Raw genomic sequence first — 19,403 nt, forward strand, 5'->3', positions numbered from 1 at the left:
ATGTTATCACTGCGCCAGCATTTTCAGCGCATTAAAGAAATAGTGGACTGGAGTTGGACACTAGCCATATTGTGTATGGCAGGTTATATAACCCTGGGGCAACTTGCTCAATTGTACTGGGCAATGGTGTTTTTTGGCGGATTAGCAGCTAGTTTTGGTCTATTTTATGATTTTTCATGTGAAAAATTAGCAGAATTAAATGCTATTGAGGATGAATACCAACTTAACAAAGCATTTGCTGCATCAGCTTTGGCTCAAGATTTACTTAGAAAATTTGCCGACAGAAACCCTGAAATTCCCAACCAGTTTCCTGATTTTATTCAACTAAAAAATCAAGTAAGCAATATCAAAAAAAGTTCTGCTGATAGAATCAAGCAAAGGATTAATAGACCAACATCGGCACGTCCTAACAGATCATCTCAGCCATCATCTCAAAAACCAGCACAACCAACTACGCCATCTTCACCACCGCGAAAGCAACCACAACCTCCCCAAATAAACTCATTTCAGCCACCGTTTCAAAAACCAGCACAACCAACTACGCCATCTTCACCACCACCAAAGCAACCACAACCTCCCCAACAAAGGGCTACGGAGTCAAAAATTAGTGAGGAAGAGTATAGGAGAATTGTCAATCAAAGAGATTATACTTATGTCAAGGGTTACTTGAGAAGTGGTCATTGGGTACGGGCGCATTACAGGAGGAAACCAAATCTAAGCCAGCCCAAAGACCCTTGACGCTTCGTCTGGCGACAGGCTTAGGAGTAAATTTTTAATGGATAAATTCAGCAAAATCTAATATCTCTTGCTGCTTATCTACAGGTAATTGCCGCAATTTTTCTAAAACAGCTTGCTCGATGTTCATTCTGATTCTGCCAACAAAGCCCTTGGGAATTATGATATATATTATGACTGATTGGCGATCGCTGCTGGAGTAAGTCTCAAACTTGATATTTACTGCAAAAGTACAAACTCGTAACCAGAAGCACAAGGCTTACTTGCATCACATGACTCAACTTTAACTAAAAAGGCTTTTCCTTGACGCTCACCTGAAGGGGAAAACTTAATTGTTCCTGTGGCGCCTGAAGCCGAAAAATTGGCATTAGAGAGGACATTTTTCAACCCTTGGCGGGTATTATCCTGTTTCAAGCCAGCGATAATTACTTGGAGTGCATCATAAGCGCCGGCTGTTCTATGATTTACCTGTGCATTCCAAAGCTTCAAGGCTTTGTCAGCAAAGGGATTGTTTTTATTAGCGTCACGATGCCAATATACAGGTAATACCATTCCTTGGAAATCCTTGCCATTATCTAAAGTTGTTTGTTTGTACATAATTTCCGAAGCGAAAAATGGTTTTCTCCCGCGAATTTCTTGGGCTACCTTGGTAGCATAGAAGATATTTCTGTTGGTCGGGATGAATAGAAAGCCATTTGCTTTTTGTGTTTCTATAGCTTCGTTGACAAAAGCACTGGGTTGAAAGTTCTTGTCTCCCAAATCGCAAGGAAAACTGATAACTTGACCACCATATTTATTGATAGCGTTAGTGTATTTATCTACCAGAATTTTATTGAATGAAACGGTCGCATTACTGCTATTTGTTGAATTATTTCCCCGGCTAGAATCGCCACAAATAGCGATATTTCTGGCTTCTCGGACAATGTGGCGAGAATGAGTGTCAACTAAAACATCAGATGAATTTACATAAAAGATATAGTTTGATTCAGCAGGATTTGATTGATTATTGACTGCTTGAGAGGAGTTTTCTTGATTTCCCGTATCCCTTGCTGGTTCGATAGGGAAGACTAACACCAAACCCTTGTCATTATAAATTGATGAGTTGCGTCTAGACCCTACTACTGCCAACAGGCTATTGTCTTTAATCAGTTCATTATCTAGCTGTTCAGAGTTTGTTGAGCTATTATTCCCACTACTTCTAATACTACTTGCAATCATAATTTGCAGCTTCTTACCATTAATTCCGCCGCTGCTATTAACCTCATCTTGAGCTTGAGCTACCCCGCGCAAAATCTCTTCCGCCTGATTAGGATCGAAACTAATTGGTGCGATTACAGCAACTTTTAAGGCTGCTGATGTATCTTGAGCAATTTTGGCATTATTTAAATAAATTAAGGTTTCAGGGTCATTGGGACTATTCTTGAGAGAAGCGGTAAATTTTTCAACAGCAGTCGCAAAATCTCCCTTAGCAAAAGCTGCAATTCCATTCTCTTTGTCAGGGGATGTTCGGACTTTTACTACAATCTCTCCACCTAAACTCATCAATATTGGTGAAGGGTTTGATGGAGGTATTATCGGTTCCTGTGTAGTTACTATCGGTTTTAACGTGACTTGCTTCAATAGAAATAAAATAGCTGCTATAACTATTGCAGTCAAACCCAGAGAAATTAGCAGACGGGCACCTTCTTTTTTTCGTGTCATAAATCATTACCTTAATTAGAGAAAATTAATTTAACCCCATCAGAAATATTTAGACATCAATCTATTCAATAAATCAGAGAATCCCATAATAATCAAAGACACAAATCCGCCAATAATTGCAGCGATTATGGCGTTATTAATTTGCCAAGTTTGGAATAAAAAGACAATAAATAAAGTGGTAATTACAGCAATTATAAATAAATAATTCTTTTCCAAAAGCGAGCGAGAGCGGGTAAATATTAACGCTCCAATAATTAACAAAGGTAATGTAGAGCTAATCCAAACAGTTATACTAAAACTGAGCAGGGCGATGGCTAAAAAAGAACTACCAGAACCTGCAATTATAGCCCAAGGCAATAATTCACCCAGGGCGACTGCTGGTGTAAGAATGAATTGGGTTTGTGATTGTGGGTGACGATTTAAGTCTTGTAAGACTTCCTGTACCGATTGATAACGCTCTTCGTGGTCTTGTTGCAGTAATTTAGTGAAAATCCGCCTTAATTCATCACTTATAGGCTGTTGTAAATGCTGTTCCCAGGTAGCAGTCCAGCCATATAATTGCTTTTTCCACAGTGCATCAGGGGGAATTTGTGTCAGCAGATAAAAGCAAGTAACTCCCAAACTGTAGAGGTCACTACTAGGATAAACTTCACCCGTGAGCATTTGCTCTGGCGACGCATAACCAGGGGTGCCAACTATTGTATTTGGGTCAGAATTTAGTGTTCTCGTCTTTTGTTTTGATACCCCAAAATCAATTAACACTAACTTGTGATCTTTTTCCCGGCGCAGAATATTTTCTGGTTTAATATCTCGGTGAATCACCTGTGCCTGATGTACCACATCAATTACAGGTAATAAATCTTGTAAAAGTTGGCGAATTTTGGCTTCATTAAACGCACCCTGTTGTTGTAACTCTTGTGAAAGATTTTGTCCATCGATAAACTCCTGTACTAAATACAGATAGTCACTTTCTTTAAAGTAAGCATACAGGGTGGGAATTTGGTCATGCTTTCCTAACTCCTGTAGACGCTTTGCTTCTCGCTCAAACAACTCAGTCGCCTTTTTTTGTGCTTCACTACCGCGACCACCATAAAATTGATCTCTGACCAACAGCTTAACCACGCATTGTTCATCTAGCTTGTCTTTATCCTCAGCCACATAGGTACGAGCAAATCCTCCTCTTCCCAGTGGTTTGATAATGCGGTAACGATTTCGCAAGACCGATACCAATTCTGTTCCACAACTCAGGCAGAACTTTGTCCCATCAGGATTGAGGGGATTCGCACAATCGGGATTTAGGCAGCAGATCATATGATTGATGCTGTTAGTTTCTAATCAAGAAAAATATACCGCATTTTCGCGGAGGTTTCATATGAAAAAATATAACTGGTGGTGTACCAGATTCTGTGTACAACAATATACAAACTATATAATAGTTGGGGATTAGGATGGTTAAATTTTCAGCCTCAAAGCCTCAACGTTCAGCCTCAAAGCCTCAACGTTCAGCTTCAAAGCCTCAACGTTCAGCCTCAAAACCTCAAGGTTCAGCCTCAAAACCTCAACGTTCAGCTTCAAAGCCTCAACGTTCAGCCTCAAAACCTCAACCTTCAGCTTCAAAACCTCAACGTTCAGCCTCAAAACCTCAACCGTCAGCCTCAAAACCTAAAATTTTCCTCCCCCAATCCCCAATCCCCAGCGATGCACTGAGCTTGTCGAAGTGTCCCCAATCCCCAATTCCCAGCAGCGAATGGTGACACATTGTGAGGTAGGATAACTGTGGCGACAAATATGCAAATAAATGTAAACAATATAAATAGATATTACAAAACCAGTTTTAGCTTAAACAAAAACAAGCCTCTCGCTCACTGCGAAGCAGGAGCGATGAGCAGTACAAAGGATTGAACATTTTTTTTGTACTTGTTCAACTGTGCGGAGGGGCATCTCGTACAGTCTAAACAAAGCTCAGTTAATGTCCGACGGGATACCGGGAGTCGCTGAGAAGCCCACACTGTAATGCTTGCAGTCAGTGTGGGAGTATGTCACTCAATCACGTTATTTCACGTAGGTAGCTTCATGTCCATGACCACGATAGCCCCTGAACAGGTTAACCGCATCGTTTGGAATCAACATCACGATCCTTTTGAAATACTGGGTTCTCATCTCATCGAGCAGAATGGTAAAAATGTCTGGGCTGTGAGAGCCTACCTACCAAACGCCAGTGCAGTGTGGGTAGTCCTTCCCCAAGAACGCAAGGAATACCCAATGCAATCAGTGCATGACCCCCACTTTTTTGAATGCACGATTGAAACCCTAGAATTGGCAAACTACCAGTTAAAGATTAAAGAAGGGGAACATGAGCGTGTTACCTACGACCCTTACGCCTTCTGTTCTCCCCGTTTAACTGACTTTGACTTGCATTTGTTTGGGGAAGGAAACCATCACCGGATTTACGAGAAACTGGGAGCGCACCCCACAGAAGTCAACGGCGTCAAGGGCGTTTATTTTGCCGTTTGGGCACCCAATGCGCGAAATGTTTCTGTATTGGGAGATTTTAACCTCTGGGATGGTCGCCAACACCAGATGCGTAAAGGCGCTACCGGTGTTTGGGAATTGTTTATTCCTGAATTGGGCGTGGGTGAGCATTATAAATATGAAATCAAAAATTTGACAGGACACATTTACGAAAAATCTGACCCCTACGGTTTCCAGCAGGAACCCCGTCCCAAAACCGCATCAATCGTTACAGATTTAAATACTTACACTTGGAGTGACGAAGATTGGTTAGAACAGCGGCGTCAAACTGACCCCCTGACCCAGCCAGTCTCTGTCTACGAACTGCATTTAGGTTCTTGGTTACACGGTTCTAGTGCAGAACCAGCCAAACTACCTAACGGTGAAACTGAAGCTGTAGTTCCGGTTTCCGAACTGAATCCTGGCGCACGCTTCCTTACCTACCGCGAATTAGCAGACAGACTGATTCCCTACGTTAAAGAACTCGGTTACACCCATCTAGAACTTTTACCCATTGCGGAACATCCCTTTGATGGCTCTTGGGGTTATCAAGTAACTGGATATTATGCCCCCACTTCTCGGTTTGGGACTCCCGAAGATTTCATGTATTTTGTTGACAAATGTCACCAAAACGGCATTGGTGTGCTGGTGGATTGGGTTCCCGGTCACTTCCCCAAAGATGGACATGGTTTAGCCTTCTTCGATGGTAGTCACTTATACGAACACTCAGACCCCCGCAAAGGCGAACACAAAGAATGGGGGACGCTGGTATTCAATTACAGTCGCCACGAAGTCAGGAATTTCTTGGTAGCAAATGCGCTGTTTTGGTTTGACAAGTACCACATTGACGGGATTCGCGTCGATGCTGTCGCTTCCATGCTGTACAATGACTATTGTCGTAAACCAGGGGAATGGCTACCCAATCAATACGGCGGTAGAGAAAATCTAGAAGCTGCAGATTTCCTGCGTCAAGTAAATCACCTCATCTTCAGCTATTTCCCCGGCGCTCTCTCAATTGCAGAAGAATCCACAGCTTGGCCAATGGTATCTTGGCCGACCTACACAGGGGGACTCGGCTTTAACTTGAAGTGGAATATGGGCTGGATGCACGACATGCTAGACTACTTCAGCATGGACCCGTGGTTTCGCCAGTTCCACCAAAACAACATCACCTTTAGTATGTGGTACAACCACAGCGAAAACTTCATGCTGGCATTATCCCATGATGAAGTAGTGCATGGCAAGAGCAATATCATTGGTAAAATGCCAGGGGATAGATGGCAGAAGTTCGCCAATGTGCGTTGTTTATTTAGCTATATGTTTGCTCACCCAGGCAAGAAAACCATGTTTATGAGCATGGAATTTGGACAATGGAGTGAGTGGAATGTCTGGGCTGATTTGGAATGGCATTTATTCCAGTATGAAGCCCATCAACAGTTAAAGGGCTTTTTCTGTGAGCTAAATAAACTATACCGCTCTGAGCCTGCTTTGTACACCTGGGATTTTGACAGATCTGGGTTTGAATGGATTGATTGTAGCGACAACCGTCACAGTGTAGTTTCCTTCATTCGCCGTGATCGGGATGCTGATAATTTTGTGGTCGTGGTTTGCAATTTTACCCCTCAACCCCATTCCCACTATCGTATCGGTGTACCGGAAAAGGGATTTTATACCGAGTTGTTCAATAGCGATGCCCGTCAGTATGGCGGTAGTAATATGGGTAACTTGGGCGGTAAGTGGACTGATGATTGGTCATTGCATAATCGTCCCTATTCCCTGGATTTGTGTTTACCGCCTTTGGGTGTGTTGATTCTCAAGTTGGATAAGAATAAGACAGCACAGGCGCTGAAATCTTAATCCTCAAATCTTAACTTTCAGCAGAACCCCGCTTTCTTTCTTGAAGACGGGGTTTTGCAACGGCGAATTATCGGCGATCGCTATTCTTGCACGATGGATGAACAAAGTATATCTACGACTACGACAAATATATAATGTCATTAATCTGGATATAGATTTGAAATGGAATATAAAATTTCTCGTCACGCAAAAACAGAAATGGAAAGACGAAATATTCCTCTTGACCTGGTTGAATCTGTTTTAGACAATCCCCAACAAATTTTCCTCGAAAGAGAAGGAAAGATAAATTATGGAAGAATTGCTAGAACTCAGACAATTAGTGGTTGCTGGTAAGGTGGAGGAGGCTCTATCTTTAATTGATGAGTTAGAGGAGATGAGCAAGGAAGATAAAATCAATAAAATTTATAGTTATTGTGTAGTCTTGTTAGTTCATTTAATTAAGCAATCTTCCGAAAAACGGACAACTCACTCCTGGGATGTTTCGATTCGTAATGCGATCGCTGGGATTGGTCGGGTGAATAAACGCCGCAAAGCTGGGGGATATTATCTTAGCAGTACAGAGCTACAGGAGATTTTGGCTGAGGCTTATGATCAGGCTTTAGATAATGCTGCTTTGGAAGCTTTTGGTGGCATTTATGATGCGATCGCTTTAGGAAATATGGTAGATCGAGTATCGCTGGTCAAGCAAGCTTTAGAATTAATAAGTTTTATTTAGTGTCGTTTGTTATTTTTCGCCATCTCCTCATATCCCCCATTCCGCAATTCTACCTGCTCAAGGTTAAATCATGCCACCACCCATGAACGAGAGATGTTGTCTCAATCCAGAATGTCATAACCCGCCAGTTCCTGAAAATACCAAATTTTGCCCTAACTGCGGAGGAATATGGTAGCATTACTTAATTGCCGTCAAAGTTAACTTAATACATATAGCACTCCTATGTGATTTTTGAATAAAACTCGATACCACTAAATTCTCTAAAATCCTCTTGTCTACGCAAACAATTTCAGGAATCAAACCGTATTACTATATCAAATATATTATATTTTCTTAAAGTTATGACGCATTTCGGACTAATTTGCCCCTCCGCTACTGGTCATTTAAACACTATGACTGCTTTAGGACGCGAACTTAAAAAGCGAGGTCATCGTGTCACGTTGCTGGGAATGCCTGATGCAGAAGCTAATGGCAATGCTGCTGGCTTAGAATTTGGTTCTATTTCTGGGGATGAGTTTCCAGTTGGCACAACAGCTATATTTTATGAGAAGTTGGGGAAACTCAAAGGAATCGCAGCATTAAGTTACACAATTTCTTTATCTGAAAAAACAACCGCTTTATTTTTGCGGGATGCGCCAAAAGTTATTCAAGAGGTCGGAATAGAAGCATTAGTAATTGATGAATCTATATTTGGGGGAAGTACAGTAGCAGACTTTTTGAGTATACCTTTTGTGACTGTCTGTTCCTCTCTAGTGAATGCTTTTGATCATTCTATTCCCCCATATTTTACAACTTGGCAATATAACTCAACATGGTGGGGAACCTTAAGAAATCGTGCAGGTTATGAGTTAATGTTGGGTTTTGGTAAGCCTATCCGACAGGTAATTTCAAAAGTCCGTCGCGAGTGGAATTTACCCCCTTGTACTAATATCAACGATTTTTACTCGCTTTCCAAATTAGCCATTATTAGTCAACAAGTCGCCGAGCTTGAATACCCAAGACCTAATTTAGCTGGTTTACTTCATTTTACTGGACCTCACTTTGATTCTACCGCTAGAAAATCTGTTGATTTTCCGTTTGAACAATTGAATGGAAAGCCTCTTATTTATGCGTCGATGGGAACATTACAAAATCGGCTGCGTAATATTTTCTATCATATTGCTGAGAGTTGTGTAGGTCTAGATGCTCAATTAGTTCTTGCTCTTGGAGGTGGACTAGAACCGCAAGACTTACCAGACCTACCAGGAAATCCAATAGTTGTGAAATATGCACCACAGTTAGAACTGTTACAAAAAGCCAGTTTAACTATTTGTCATGCGGGAACTAATACTGTGCTGGAGTCATTGTTTTATGGTGTACCTTTGGTGACTATTCCTATTACTAATGACCAACCAGGAGTAGCCGCACGGATTGTATGGTCTGGTGTAGGAAAGTTTATTTCCACTTCACGGTTAACCACTCCTAGATTACGTCAGGATATTCAAGAAGTATTGACCCAACCATCTTACAAAAAGAATGCTTTGAGGCTAAAAACCGCAATGAATCAAGCAGGAGGACTGCGCCGCGCTGTTGATATTATTGATGAAGTGATCTTAAACAATCAGCTAGTCAGTTAACAAGATAAAAAATTGATAACAAGCTCTTTCACTTAACAAGAGATTTTCTTGTTAAGTTCTACAGTTGGAAATTTATAGAGGCTCCGCTGCTAGGATATTTGTGTAAAAACTATTACACGTAATTCAGTGAAATAAATTTTAAATTTTACCTGATGGGTCATGGATAACTGGTAATTAGTAATGGGTGATGAGCTAAAACTATAACCAATTAGTTATTAATTACTACCCAGATATATCTGTAATTTTTACTGCTAGCAGATTATTCATGTCATCCAAAAGCGAAAATCTAAAATCTAAAATTTTACCACCCCCCCTGAAAAGAGGTGATTTACTCCGAGTAATTGCTCCTAGTGGTGCTTTGCGAGAATTTGAGGCGTTTGACCGCAGTGTAGAAATTTGGCGATCGCGTGGCTACCGAGTAGAAATCATCCCCCAGATAGATGACAGATGGGGATATTTAGCAGGGAAAGACCAAGACCGACGCGATCGCCTAGCCGCAGCATGGTCAGATCCAGATTGTCGTGGTATCCTTTGCGCTAGGGGCGGTTTTGGCAGTACCCGCATTTTGGAAAACTGGAATTGGCAACAAAATGCAGCATCTCCCAAGTGGCTAATTGGCTTTTCTGACATCACTGGACTGTTGTGGAGCCTTTATAATATAGGAATTTCCAGCGTTCATGGCCCAGTATTGACCACCCTGGCTAATGAGCCTGATTGGTCAATTGAGCGGTTGTTTAATTGGGTGGAAGGTCGTCCCCTAGAACCGTTGGAAGGTTGCGGTTGGGGTGGTGGTGTAGCTCAGGGCATTTTACTCCCTGGTAATCTTACGGTAGCAACGCATCTTTTGGGTACACCCTTGCAACCAGATTTTGAGAATGTAATTCTGGCGTTTGAGGATGTTTCCGAAGCACCCTACCGCATAGACAGAATGTTGACTCAATGGCGCTTAAGTGGTGTATTATCCAAAGTGCGGGGAATTGCTTTGGGCGATTTTACTAAATGTGACGCGCCAGCTAACGTACCCAGTTTTAGGGTAGAGGAAGTTTTGCGCGAACGTTTGGGTGATTTAGGGATTCCGGTTGTCTCAGGTTTACCTTTTGGTCATGATAGCCCGAATGCCGCATTACCCGTGGGTGTGGCGGTAACTTTAGATGGCGAGCAGGGGATTTTGGAAATTAACACATAAGGAAATGAACTAAATATAAGTCACTTCTGAATATGTTAAGATACTCTTGCTTTCGCCACAGGAAAAATTCATCAAGATGAATACACTTTCAATCAAGAAAAATGGTTTATTTTTTCAAGTCATTAAAAGTAAACATCAGTCATTTTGGGAAGACCTTAATGATGGTGGATGGGAACCCGAAACCTTCAAAGTGTTTGATCGATTTATTTCCCAAGATGTGACATATATAGATGTGGGAGCATGGATAGGTCCAACTTTACTTTACGCAGCACAGCGAGCTAAAGCAGCCTTTGCCTTTGAACCAGATCCTCTAGCCTATCAGGAGATGTTGGCTAACGTACAATTAAATCCAGAGATTACAAATATTCAGACCTACGAAGCCCTGATAGGGATTGAATCTGGTAAAACCCGATTGGGAAGTAGAGACGAAGGAGGTGATTCTACCAGCAGTGTATTGTTTTCAGAAATGAAAACAAGTTGGCTAGTTGAGTCCATTAATCTCCCAGAGTTTGTCGAAAAACAAGGGTTGCGTTCACCTTTATTTATCAAAATAGATATTGAAGGTGGAGAATACTCACTGTTACCCACATTAGTCAACTTCTTCAAAAATTATCAACCCATAGTGCTTTACCTATCTCTTCATCCAGAGTTTCTCTTAATTGATCCATCTTCTAGTCAGAAACTTCCCTTAAATCTAAATCGAGCAATTAAATTGATTAAGGCTCATTTCGATTTAGCACAGAGTCTGGTCAGCTTTAAGTATATCTACGATATTTATGGCAATCGCACCAGTATCTGGAAAGGACTATTTAAAGCACTTAGCGGTAACAATAATATGGCTGAAAACGCTATTATAGCCACCAATCAACGTTGGAATTAACAATGATTAGTATAGAATTTAACTTAGAACCAGAGATTTCTGTGGTCACGTGTACATACAACCGAGCGCAGTACTTAAATGATTGTATTAATAGTGTTATCTCTCAAACTTTTTCAAATTGGGAACTGATTATAGTTGATGATGGTAGCAAAGACAACACATTTGAAATTATCAATCCTTATCTAGAAAAATTTAATAATATCCGTTATCTTAAACATCAAAATCGCCTTGCTGGTTATGCCAGAAATGCTGGAATTCAGGCATCTTTTGGCAAATACATCACATTTCTTGACAGTGACGACAGCTATAAGCCAAATCATCTGGAGTCGCGGCTGGAATTTATGAAAGCTAATCCAGAAATTGACTTAATTGAAGGTGGATGTGAACTTGAAGAGGAGTTTTGGCTTCCTGATTATTATCAACCCAATAAATTAATTAATGTTAGGGAATGCGTAGTAGGAGCCACATTTTTTGGCAAAAGACACGTATTTTTTGAACTAAAGGGATTTAAGAGTCTTGCTTATGGGGAAGATACAGATTTATGGGAACGTGCCGAAAAAATATTCAAAACTTACAAAATTAAACAACCAGAAAGCTATATTTATACTAGAGCAGAAACTAGTACTACCAAAACTTTTTTAGATCAGATGTCCTCATCTAACTAACTACTGGGCATGAAAATTCCCTTGTTTGTATCCTCAATTAGCAGTTTTGTTTACCGTCTGTTTACTTCTATTCGTCCTTGGGAATTTCGGAAAATCATCGTGATTTTCTGTCTCGTATTTTTATGTAGTTGTCAGAGTCCAGCCCAGAAAAATAGCGGAGTAATTCATCTGACATTATGGCAGGGAATTAATCCCCCTACGAATCGGGATGTATTTGAACATCTGGTAGACAAATTTAATCGGACTCATCCTGATATTCAGGTTGAATCTATTTTTGCAGGCGCCACAGACCAATTACCAAAAATTTTAGCAGCAGTTGTTGGCAATTCGGCTCCAGATATCCTGTTATTTTACCCGCAAGTTACAGGCCAATTTGTAAATTTAGGAGCAATTCAACCTCTAGATGATTGGCTGGAAAAATTGCCTATAAAGTCAGAAATTCCCCCCAGCTTGTTTGAGGAGCTACGGTTAGAAGGTAATATTTGGTCAGTGCCATATACTACTAGTAATATTGGTATTTTTTATCGACCTAAGCTTTTTCAAGCTGCAGGAATCACAGAAACGCCGAAGAATTGGGAAGAATTAAAAGAAGTTGCTAAAAAACTGACTATAGACCGCAATGGTGATAATCGACCTGAACAGTATGGCATTTTATTACCTTTAGGAAAGACAGAATGGACTGTATTTACTTGGTTTCCCTTTTTATTGAGCGCTGGGGGAGAAGTGGTGACAAATAGCCAACCAAATTTGACCAACCCTGGAGCTATTAAAGCTTTACAATTTTGGCAAGACCTATTAAAGAATGGTACAGCAACGCTGTCTCCTCCAGAACGGGGTTATGAGGAGGATGCTTTTATTGCCGGTCGTGTGGCGATGCAAATTACAGGCCCTTGGACCTACATCACTAAATCTAACGTTGATTATGGCGTATTTCCGATACCTGCTAATGTGAAGCCAGCTACGGTAACAGGTACGGGAAATATGTTTTTGATGAAAACTACGCCAGAAAGAGAAAAAGCTGCAATGAAATTTTTGGAGTATGTTTTGAGTGCAGAATTCCAAACAGAATGGAGTATAGGAACAGGTTTTTTACCTGTTAATATCAAAGCGGCTCAAAGTCAAGCTTATCAGAAATACCTGCAACAAAAACCTTGGTTAAAAGTGTTTATGGACCAAATACCTGTAGCCAAGGCTCGACCTACTATTGCTGGATATAGTCGTCTTTCTGACAGCCTTGGTCGAGCCATTGAGTCTACATTATTGGGTAAGTCTTCGCCAGAAAAGGCTCTTAAATCAGCCCAAGAGCGTTTAGATCTGATTTGGGATGACTAATTAGGGGTTAGTTTTTCCTGCTCAAGAAAGTAAAGCTTTAAATTTTCTGCATAATAAGCTGTAGTTGCGGCCGATTCAGAAGCTATGAGACGACGAATAACTTCATTGGGTTGGGGAATTCGAGGGTCGTCAATATGAACATAATCTAAAACATTGTAGCGATACCAATCTGCAACACTAGGATGAGGGCGTAACCTTTCGCGTATGCGATCAGCAACTGTAAAATTATGTTGAGTAAATAAGCTGTGCCAGTAATCACGAGGACGCAGATTGATATGTCCATGTCCTCCTTGACCAGGAACTGCTGCTGAAAATACCACTACTGGTGCAACTTTAGTTAACCAATTTACTAGCGTAGTTGACATTTCTGGTTCTAGGTGTTCAGCTACTTCTAAACTCACCGCTAGGTCAAAAGATTTTCCGGTGAAAAAATTTGCAATCAAAGTAGGTTCATTCAAATTTAGAGTATTAAATTCTACAGATAGTCCAGAGAAATCTGGTTGAGAAAAACCGTCAATTGCTGTAACTTGTACTCCTAGTTTGGCAAGTTCTCGAGTTAGGTGTCCAGGACCACAACCAAACTCTACTAACGTTTTTGGTTGATAAATTTCCACAATAGTCAAAGCTATAATTTGATAGTCTGTATCAAAATCCGAGCTTTGAAAATAGTCTGAAGTGTAAGAGAAAGTGCCATCAGTCATATGTTTTTAGTTCAGTTAGTGCGGGATGAGAATATGTTGAAAAACTTGGTTAATTAGAATTTTAAGGCTGATGAGAGCCTCTAATTATGACTCCTTTATCTTACTATGCTGGGCTGAAAAATGACTTCAAGTATTTCCCAAACCCAGTCGATCTAAAATAAAAGCATATTCAAAGGCAATTTCGCGCAAAGTTTCATAACGTCCAGAGGCGCCGCTGTGTCCTGCATCCATGTTGGTTTTTAACAAGAGAATATTGTTATCAGTTTTCAGTTCTCGCAGTTTCGCTATCCATTTGGCTGGTTCCCAATATTTGACGCGAGAATCATTTAAGCCTGCAGTAATTAACAAATCTGGGTAATCTTTCGCCTCAGTATTATCGTAGGGTGAGTAAGATTTGATGTAGTCATAATAAACTTTGTCGTTGGGATTTCCCCATTCTTCCCACTCCTGCGCTGAGAGGGGCAAAGATGTATCTAATATAGTAGTCACTACATCGACAAAGGGGACATGGGCGACTGCTATTTTAAATAATTCGGGACGCATATTAATTACTGCTCCGATTAATAAGCCACCAGCGCTACCACCGGTAATTGCAAGGGCGTTGCTATTTGTCCACTTTTCGGCAATCAAATACTCAGCACAGGTGATAAAATCTGTGAAGGTATTCTTTTTCTGCAAAAATTTACCATCTTCATACCACTTACGCCCCATTTCTTGACCACCGCGAATATGGGCGATCGCAAATACTACTCCTCGATCTAGCAGTGTCAGTCGAGTTGATGAAAATGACGCAGAGGAAGAATAACCGTAAGCCCCATAGCCTTTGAGTACCAAGGGGTTTTGACCATCTTTTTTGATTCCTCGTTTGTAAACTATAGAAATGGGAATCTGTGTACCATCTTGAGCAGTAGCTATTAGCCACTCGCTCTGATATTGAGTTTTATCATAACCACCGATAACTTCTGTTTCTTTGAGCAATTCCCGTTGATGGGTTTCCATGTTGTAATCGAAAACTGATTCGGGAGTAATAAAAGAAGTATAATTAAAGCGCAGGATGGTAGTATTAAATTCTGGGTTATTGCCTTCGTCAAATTCATATGTTGGCTCTGGAAAAGTTAGATTATTTTCCTCACCTGTTGATAGATTTCGCACCCGTGCAGTTTGTAATCCAGCCTTTCTTTCATAAATTACCAAGTAATTGGCAAACAAACTAATTCCTGATAATAGCACATCTTCTTGATGGGGAATTACAGTTTGCCAGTTTTCTTTTGCTGGCGTGGCTACCGGCGTTTTCATTAATTTAAAGTTGGTAGCTGCGTCATTGGTTACAATATAGAAGTAATCAGTATGATGCTCAACCTCATATTCTATTCCCGTAGTTCGTGGGTGGATTAGCTGGAAATCTCCACGGGGATGAGCAGCATCTAAATAATGAATTTCTGTGGTAATGCTGCTTTGTAAAATAAATAAAATATATGCTTCACTACTAGTTTTTTCCACATATAAATTATAGCTATCATCTGGTTCTTCATAAATTAAAGCATCTGCAACTGGGTCAGTGCCTAAAGTGTGGCTAAACAGTTGATAAGGACGGTTAGCATCATTTATTTTCGTGTAAAAAACTGTTTGGTTATCGTTAGCCCAGGCAAAAGAAAAATAAGTTTCAGGGATGGTCTCGGTATATAATTGACATGTAGCTAGGTCTAGAAAAAATAAAGTGTATTCTTCAGAACCGCTAGTATCAATCGAATAAGCTAATATTTGATGATTGGGGCTAATATCAAATATACCTAAACTAAAAAATTCGTGTTCCTTAGCGAGTTCATTTTCATCTAACAGCACTTCTTCGGGAGCTTCTAAACTGCCTTTTTTCCGGCAATAAATTGGATAAGCTTTACCTTCTTCTGTGCGTGAATAATAGTAATAGTCATCTTTGCGGTATGGTACTGATAAATCAGTTTCCTTAATCCTGTGTAGCATTTCGTTGTAGAGTTGTGTTTGCAACTCTTCCGTGTGCTGGGTCATCGCTGTCGTATATGCATTTTCGGCATTGAGATAGGCGATAACTTTGGGATTGTCCATATCCCGTAGCCAAAAGTAGTTGTCAATTCGGCGGTCTTCATGCAACTCCAAAACCTGCGGCTGTTTGTCAGCGATAGGTGGCGTGACAATTTTTTGTAAAGCGTTATTTTTACTCATACTTTTGTTAAGAGGGTAAATGTATAGCAAATCACATTAATTATGATTTGTTTGTAGTTAGCAGTTTAGTAATTAAATATTTAACCACTAAACTGCTAACTACGAACTAATTAACTTATCACATGCTGTTGTTATGTTGAGCTATAAATTCCAGTTTTGTGGTGTGAGTTGATTTTTAATTTACACAAGCCTATTGCTGGTATAACCGAGAGAATAACTGCCGTAAATCCTTGTTGACTCCAATACAATATTGCAGCACGGTAGGCTACAGGAATCAAATCGTGGATGAGGGAAAGTAGCCATACCAACATACTGATAAAGAAAAAGGAAATTGTGGGTAAAAAATTCCACCACCAAGCACCTACTGTGCATCGCCGCAACACCAGCCATTGAAAAAGTCCTAACCAAATTCCCGAAATAATATATGAAAGTGTTGACAAAAATCCTAAGACAAGCATTGCATCAGTTGATAAACTTTCATTTAAAGATGAAGCAATAGAGGAAATATAGTTAATCCAGGCAGTAGAAATGCTGTTAGCAACTAGCCAACCAACACTAGTGGCTAGCATCCATAACCAACCGGATAAATATCGACGGACAACCAGTGCTTGATCAGCCGCAAAAATCAGCGCAAACAGAAGACTGCTGAGAAATCCGCTTAAGGTATGAACTATCTGGGAATCTTGATAAACTGCAGATGGTAAACTAACCAGAATATTTTCTAAAGCTAAACTAGCAAGGCCACCCACAACCCAACCCAAGCAGGTCATGAAGGTAAATTGAATCAAGAATCGCCGACGCTGGGAAGGAGGAATCAAAAACCTGCCTGGATTGGGAGCTTTGTAAGTTGATGTATGATCAGTGGAACGGTGAGAGTCGGTTTGCATATTAAGTTAAATTAAGCAGCGATTACAGCTTTTGAGGCGAACCTCCTGAAAAAGCGTAATCTCAGAATGATAAGCTAAACAGTGGCATAAAAAAGTGACTTAGGATGAAGTGCTAAATGGGTGTTTCCTCAACAGCTCCTAATCTCCTGCTGGCAGCTCGTGGCGAAGTAGTAGACCGTCCCCCTGTATGGATGATGCGCCAAGCCGGACGATATATGAAAGCTTATCGAGACTTAAGGGAGAAGTATCCTTCTTTCCGCGATCGCTCTGAAATTCCCGAAGTAGCGATTGAAGTTTCCTTGCAACCGTGGAAAGCTTTCCAACCAGACGGAGTAATCCTATTTTCTGACATTGTTACCCCATTGCCTGCTTTAGGCATTGACATGGACATTGCAGAAGGAAAAGGACCAATTATTTACTCGCCCATTCGCACTCAAGAACAAGTTGATCTCCTGCGTCCCTTAGACCCAGAAACAGCCCTGTCATTTATTAAAACAATTTTGCAGGCCCTGCGGTCAGAAGTAGGCAACAAATCAACGGTTTTAGGCTTTGTCGGTGCGCCGTGGACATTAGCAGCCTATGTAGTCGAGGGGAAAGGTTCCAAAACCTACTCCGTCATCAAAAACATGGCATTTTCCTCTCCAGCAGTACTGCATCAACTGTTAACCAAATTAGCAGATGCGATCGCAGTTTATGTGCGCTACCAAATTGACAGCGGCGCCCAAGTTGTGCAAATGTTCGATTCTTGGGCAGGTCAATTAAGTCCTCAAGATTATGACACCTTCGCCCTTCCCTATCAGCAACGGGTTTTCCAACAAGTCAAGCAAACCCATCCCGACACACCTTTAATTTTGCTCGTTAGCGGAAGCGCCGGTGTTTTAGAGAGAATGGCACAATCTGGCGCTGATGTCGTCACTGTAGACTGGTCAGTAGATATGGCAGATGCTAGAGCCAGATTAGGCAAACACGTCAAAGTTCAGGGTAATCTTGATCCTGGAGTCCTATTTGGCTCTAAAGAGTTTATCCGCGATCGCATCCTCGATACCGTTCGCAAAGCCGGTAATTGGGGTCACATTCTCAACCTCGGTCATGGTGTACTACCTGAAACTCCAGAAGAAAACGTCGCTTTCTTCTTTGAAACCGCAAAACAACTCAATGCAGTTGTGTCGTAAATTACAACTTAGGAGTTAGGCGTTAGGGGTTATGAGTTATAAGTTATAAGTTATGAGTTATGAGTTATTTAGTTATTAGCTGTCAGACGCGGAGTAAATTTTTATTCCTAACTCTTAACTCCTAACTCCTAATTCCTAACTCCTAATTCCTAACTCTCAACTCCTAACTCTTAATTGACTATGAGTCCAAAACGCATTTTCGTGACTGGTGCTAGTGGCTGTATAGGTCACTATATAAGTGAAGCCTTAATTCAAGAAACAAATCACGAACTTTATCTACTGGTAAGAAACCCCAGTAAACTGCAAGTAGATACCCAAGCACGTCCAGGTATCACCGTCTTGCAGGGTGATATGCTCAAAATTAACCTGTTTGCCGACTTGCTAGCAACAATTGATATAGCGGTGCTAACAGCGACGGCTTGGGGCGGTAATAATACCTTTGATATTAATGTCTTCAAGACTTTAGAATTGATGAAATTGCTCGATCCAAACAGATGCGAACAGATAATTTATTTTTCTACCGCTAGTGTTTTAGATCGCCATAATCATCCACTAAAACAAGCAGGAGAAATCGGTACAGATTACGTGCGTTCTAAATATGATTGTTTACATCGGTTATCAAAATTAGAAGTAGCATCCAAAATTACCACTGTATTTCCCACTTTAGTTTTGGGCGGTGATGCTCATAAACCCTATTCTCACCTCACATCTGGTATCCCAGAAGTTACGAAATATATTAACTTAATTCGGTTTTTGAAGGCTGAGGGTAGTTTTCACTTTATTCACGGGCAAGATATTGCCACTGTTGTGGGATATTTAATTGAGCATCCACCCGCAGAAAATGAACCCCGGAAGTTTGTTTTAGGTCAAACTGATTTAACTATAGACCAAGCCATAGCAGAAGTTTGCGCCTATCTTTCTAAAAAGATTTACTTCCGCATCCCCCTATCTACATCCTTAGCTAATTTGATTATTGCTGTGTTTCGCATTCAAATGGCAGCTTGGGATAGATTCTGCATGAATTATCGCTATTTTAGTTATGATAATGTCATCAATCCGTCCAGTTTTGGGTTGCCAAATTACTGTGCAACCATGACTGATATTTTGCAAATTAGCGGTGTGCAAAATGGTGCTGTAAAAAAATAATAACATTCTTGTGGGGTGGGCATCCTGTCCGCCTAGGACGGGCGAGACGCCCATACCACAATGTATTGGATTGAATTAATAACCCCTAGATTTAGGAGGA

18 protein-coding genes are annotated in these 19,403 nt (G+C 40.7%); 12 read left to right on the plus strand and 6 right to left on the minus strand.

The features are described from left to right. Positions 1–738 (plus strand): hypothetical protein, encoded by a 738-nt coding sequence (locus HEQ19_28205; protein WYM02784.1) that lies wholly within the window; start codon positions 1–3, stop codon positions 736–738. Between the two features lie 216 nt (positions 739–954). Here HEQ19_28205 and HEQ19_28215 read toward each other — a convergent pair whose 3' ends face one another. From HEQ19_28215 to HEQ19_28225, 3 genes are all read right to left on the minus strand, one after another. Next, entirely contained in the window at positions 955–2,436 is a 1,482-nt protein-coding gene (locus HEQ19_28215) for an ABC transporter substrate-binding protein (GenBank protein WYM02785.1), read from the minus strand. Between the two features lie 39 nt (positions 2,437–2,475). Then, positions 2,476–3,747, minus strand: a complete 1,272-nt coding sequence (locus tag HEQ19_28220) for a serine/threonine-protein kinase (GenBank protein WYM02786.1) — start codon at positions 3,745–3,747, stop codon at positions 2,476–2,478. 141 nt (positions 3,748–3,888) lie between these two features. Further along, positions 3,889–4,095 carry a hypothetical protein gene (locus tag HEQ19_28225; protein ID WYM02787.1) on the minus strand — a complete coding sequence of 69 codons (207 nt, stop codon included), beginning with the start codon at positions 4,093–4,095 and terminating at the stop codon, positions 3,889–3,891. A gap of 414 nt (positions 4,096–4,509) precedes the next feature. Here HEQ19_28225 and glgB point away from each other — a divergent pair, with 414 nt between their 5' ends. The 9 genes from glgB to HEQ19_28265 all read left to right on the plus strand — a co-directional run bounded on the left by glgB (position 4,510) and on the right by HEQ19_28265 (position 13,198). Continuing rightward, the gene (glgB, locus tag HEQ19_28230; protein WYM03671.2) at positions 4,510–6,804 is read left to right on the plus strand and encodes a 1,4-alpha-glucan branching enzyme; all 2,295 of its coding nucleotides are present in this window, start codon (positions 4,510–4,512) and stop codon (positions 6,802–6,804) included. A 40-nt stretch (positions 6,805–6,844) separates the two neighbouring features. Beyond that, complete coding sequence (locus HEQ19_31440; protein ID WZI67246.1) at positions 6,845–7,048, plus strand: hypothetical protein; 204 nt, start codon at positions 6,845–6,847, stop codon at positions 7,046–7,048. After that, a complete protein-coding gene (locus tag HEQ19_28235) occupies positions 7,003–7,137 on the plus strand; it encodes a hypothetical protein (GenBank protein ID WYM02788.2) in 135 nt (44 codons plus the stop codon). Before HEQ19_31440 ends, HEQ19_28235 begins: the two co-directional genes overlap by 46 nt. Next, positions 7,094–7,519 carry a DUF29 family protein gene (locus tag HEQ19_28240; GenBank protein ID WYM02789.1) on the plus strand — a complete coding sequence of 142 codons (426 nt, stop codon included), beginning with the start codon at positions 7,094–7,096 and terminating at the stop codon, positions 7,517–7,519. Before HEQ19_28235 ends, HEQ19_28240 begins: the two co-directional genes overlap by 44 nt. Positions 7,520–7,860: 341 nt before the next feature. Further along, a complete protein-coding gene (locus HEQ19_28245) occupies positions 7,861–9,135 on the plus strand; it encodes a glycosyltransferase (GenBank protein WYM02790.1) in 1,275 nt (424 codons plus the stop codon). A 265-nt stretch (positions 9,136–9,400) separates the two neighbouring features. Next, positions 9,401–10,321: an LD-carboxypeptidase gene (locus tag HEQ19_28250; GenBank protein WYM02791.1), complete on the plus strand. Its 921-nt coding sequence runs from the start codon at positions 9,401–9,403 to the stop codon at positions 10,319–10,321. A gap of 76 nt (positions 10,322–10,397) precedes the next feature. Further along, positions 10,398–11,201 (plus strand): FkbM family methyltransferase, encoded by an 804-nt coding sequence (locus HEQ19_28255; protein ID WYM02792.1) that lies wholly within the window; start codon positions 10,398–10,400, stop codon positions 11,199–11,201. Between the two features lie 2 nt (positions 11,202–11,203). Beyond that, the gene (locus tag HEQ19_28260; GenBank protein ID WYM02793.1) at positions 11,204–11,866 is read left to right on the plus strand and encodes a glycosyltransferase family A protein; all 663 of its coding nucleotides are present in this window, start codon (positions 11,204–11,206) and stop codon (positions 11,864–11,866) included. Between the two features lie 9 nt (positions 11,867–11,875). After that, positions 11,876–13,198 (plus strand): ABC transporter substrate-binding protein, encoded by a 1,323-nt coding sequence (locus tag HEQ19_28265; GenBank protein WYM02794.1) that lies wholly within the window; start codon positions 11,876–11,878, stop codon positions 13,196–13,198. On the opposite strand, the gene HEQ19_28270 is transcribed toward HEQ19_28265, so the two are convergent. The 3 genes from HEQ19_28270 to HEQ19_28280 form a co-directional block, all read right to left on the minus strand. Next, positions 13,195–13,899 (minus strand): methyltransferase domain-containing protein, encoded by a 705-nt coding sequence (locus HEQ19_28270; protein ID WYM02795.1) that lies wholly within the window; start codon positions 13,897–13,899, stop codon positions 13,195–13,197. The two genes, HEQ19_28265 and HEQ19_28270, sit on opposite strands and share 4 nt — an antisense overlap. Positions 13,900–14,025: 126 nt before the next feature. Beyond that, entirely contained in the window at positions 14,026–16,098 is a 2,073-nt protein-coding gene (locus HEQ19_28275; GenBank protein ID WYM02796.1) for a S9 family peptidase, read from the minus strand. Positions 16,099–16,229: 131 nt separating this feature from the next. Continuing rightward, complete coding sequence (locus tag HEQ19_28280) at positions 16,230–16,985, minus strand: hypothetical protein (protein WYM02797.1); 756 nt, start codon at positions 16,983–16,985, stop codon at positions 16,230–16,232. 116 nt (positions 16,986–17,101) lie between these two features. On the opposite strand from HEQ19_28280, the gene hemE reads away from it, so the two are divergent. Beyond that, positions 17,102–18,157: a uroporphyrinogen decarboxylase gene (hemE, locus tag HEQ19_28285; GenBank protein WYM02798.1), complete on the plus strand. Its 1,056-nt coding sequence runs from the start codon at positions 17,102–17,104 to the stop codon at positions 18,155–18,157. A gap of 180 nt (positions 18,158–18,337) precedes the next feature. Then, complete coding sequence (locus HEQ19_28290; protein WYM02799.1) at positions 18,338–19,303, plus strand: NAD(P)-dependent oxidoreductase; 966 nt, start codon at positions 18,338–18,340, stop codon at positions 19,301–19,303. Positions 19,304–19,403 lie beyond the last annotated feature (100 nt).

The organism is Gloeotrichia echinulata CP02 (assembly GCA_038087035.1).
Taxonomy (GTDB): Bacteria; Cyanobacteriota; Cyanobacteriia; order Cyanobacteriales; family Nostocaceae; genus Gloeotrichia; species Gloeotrichia echinulata.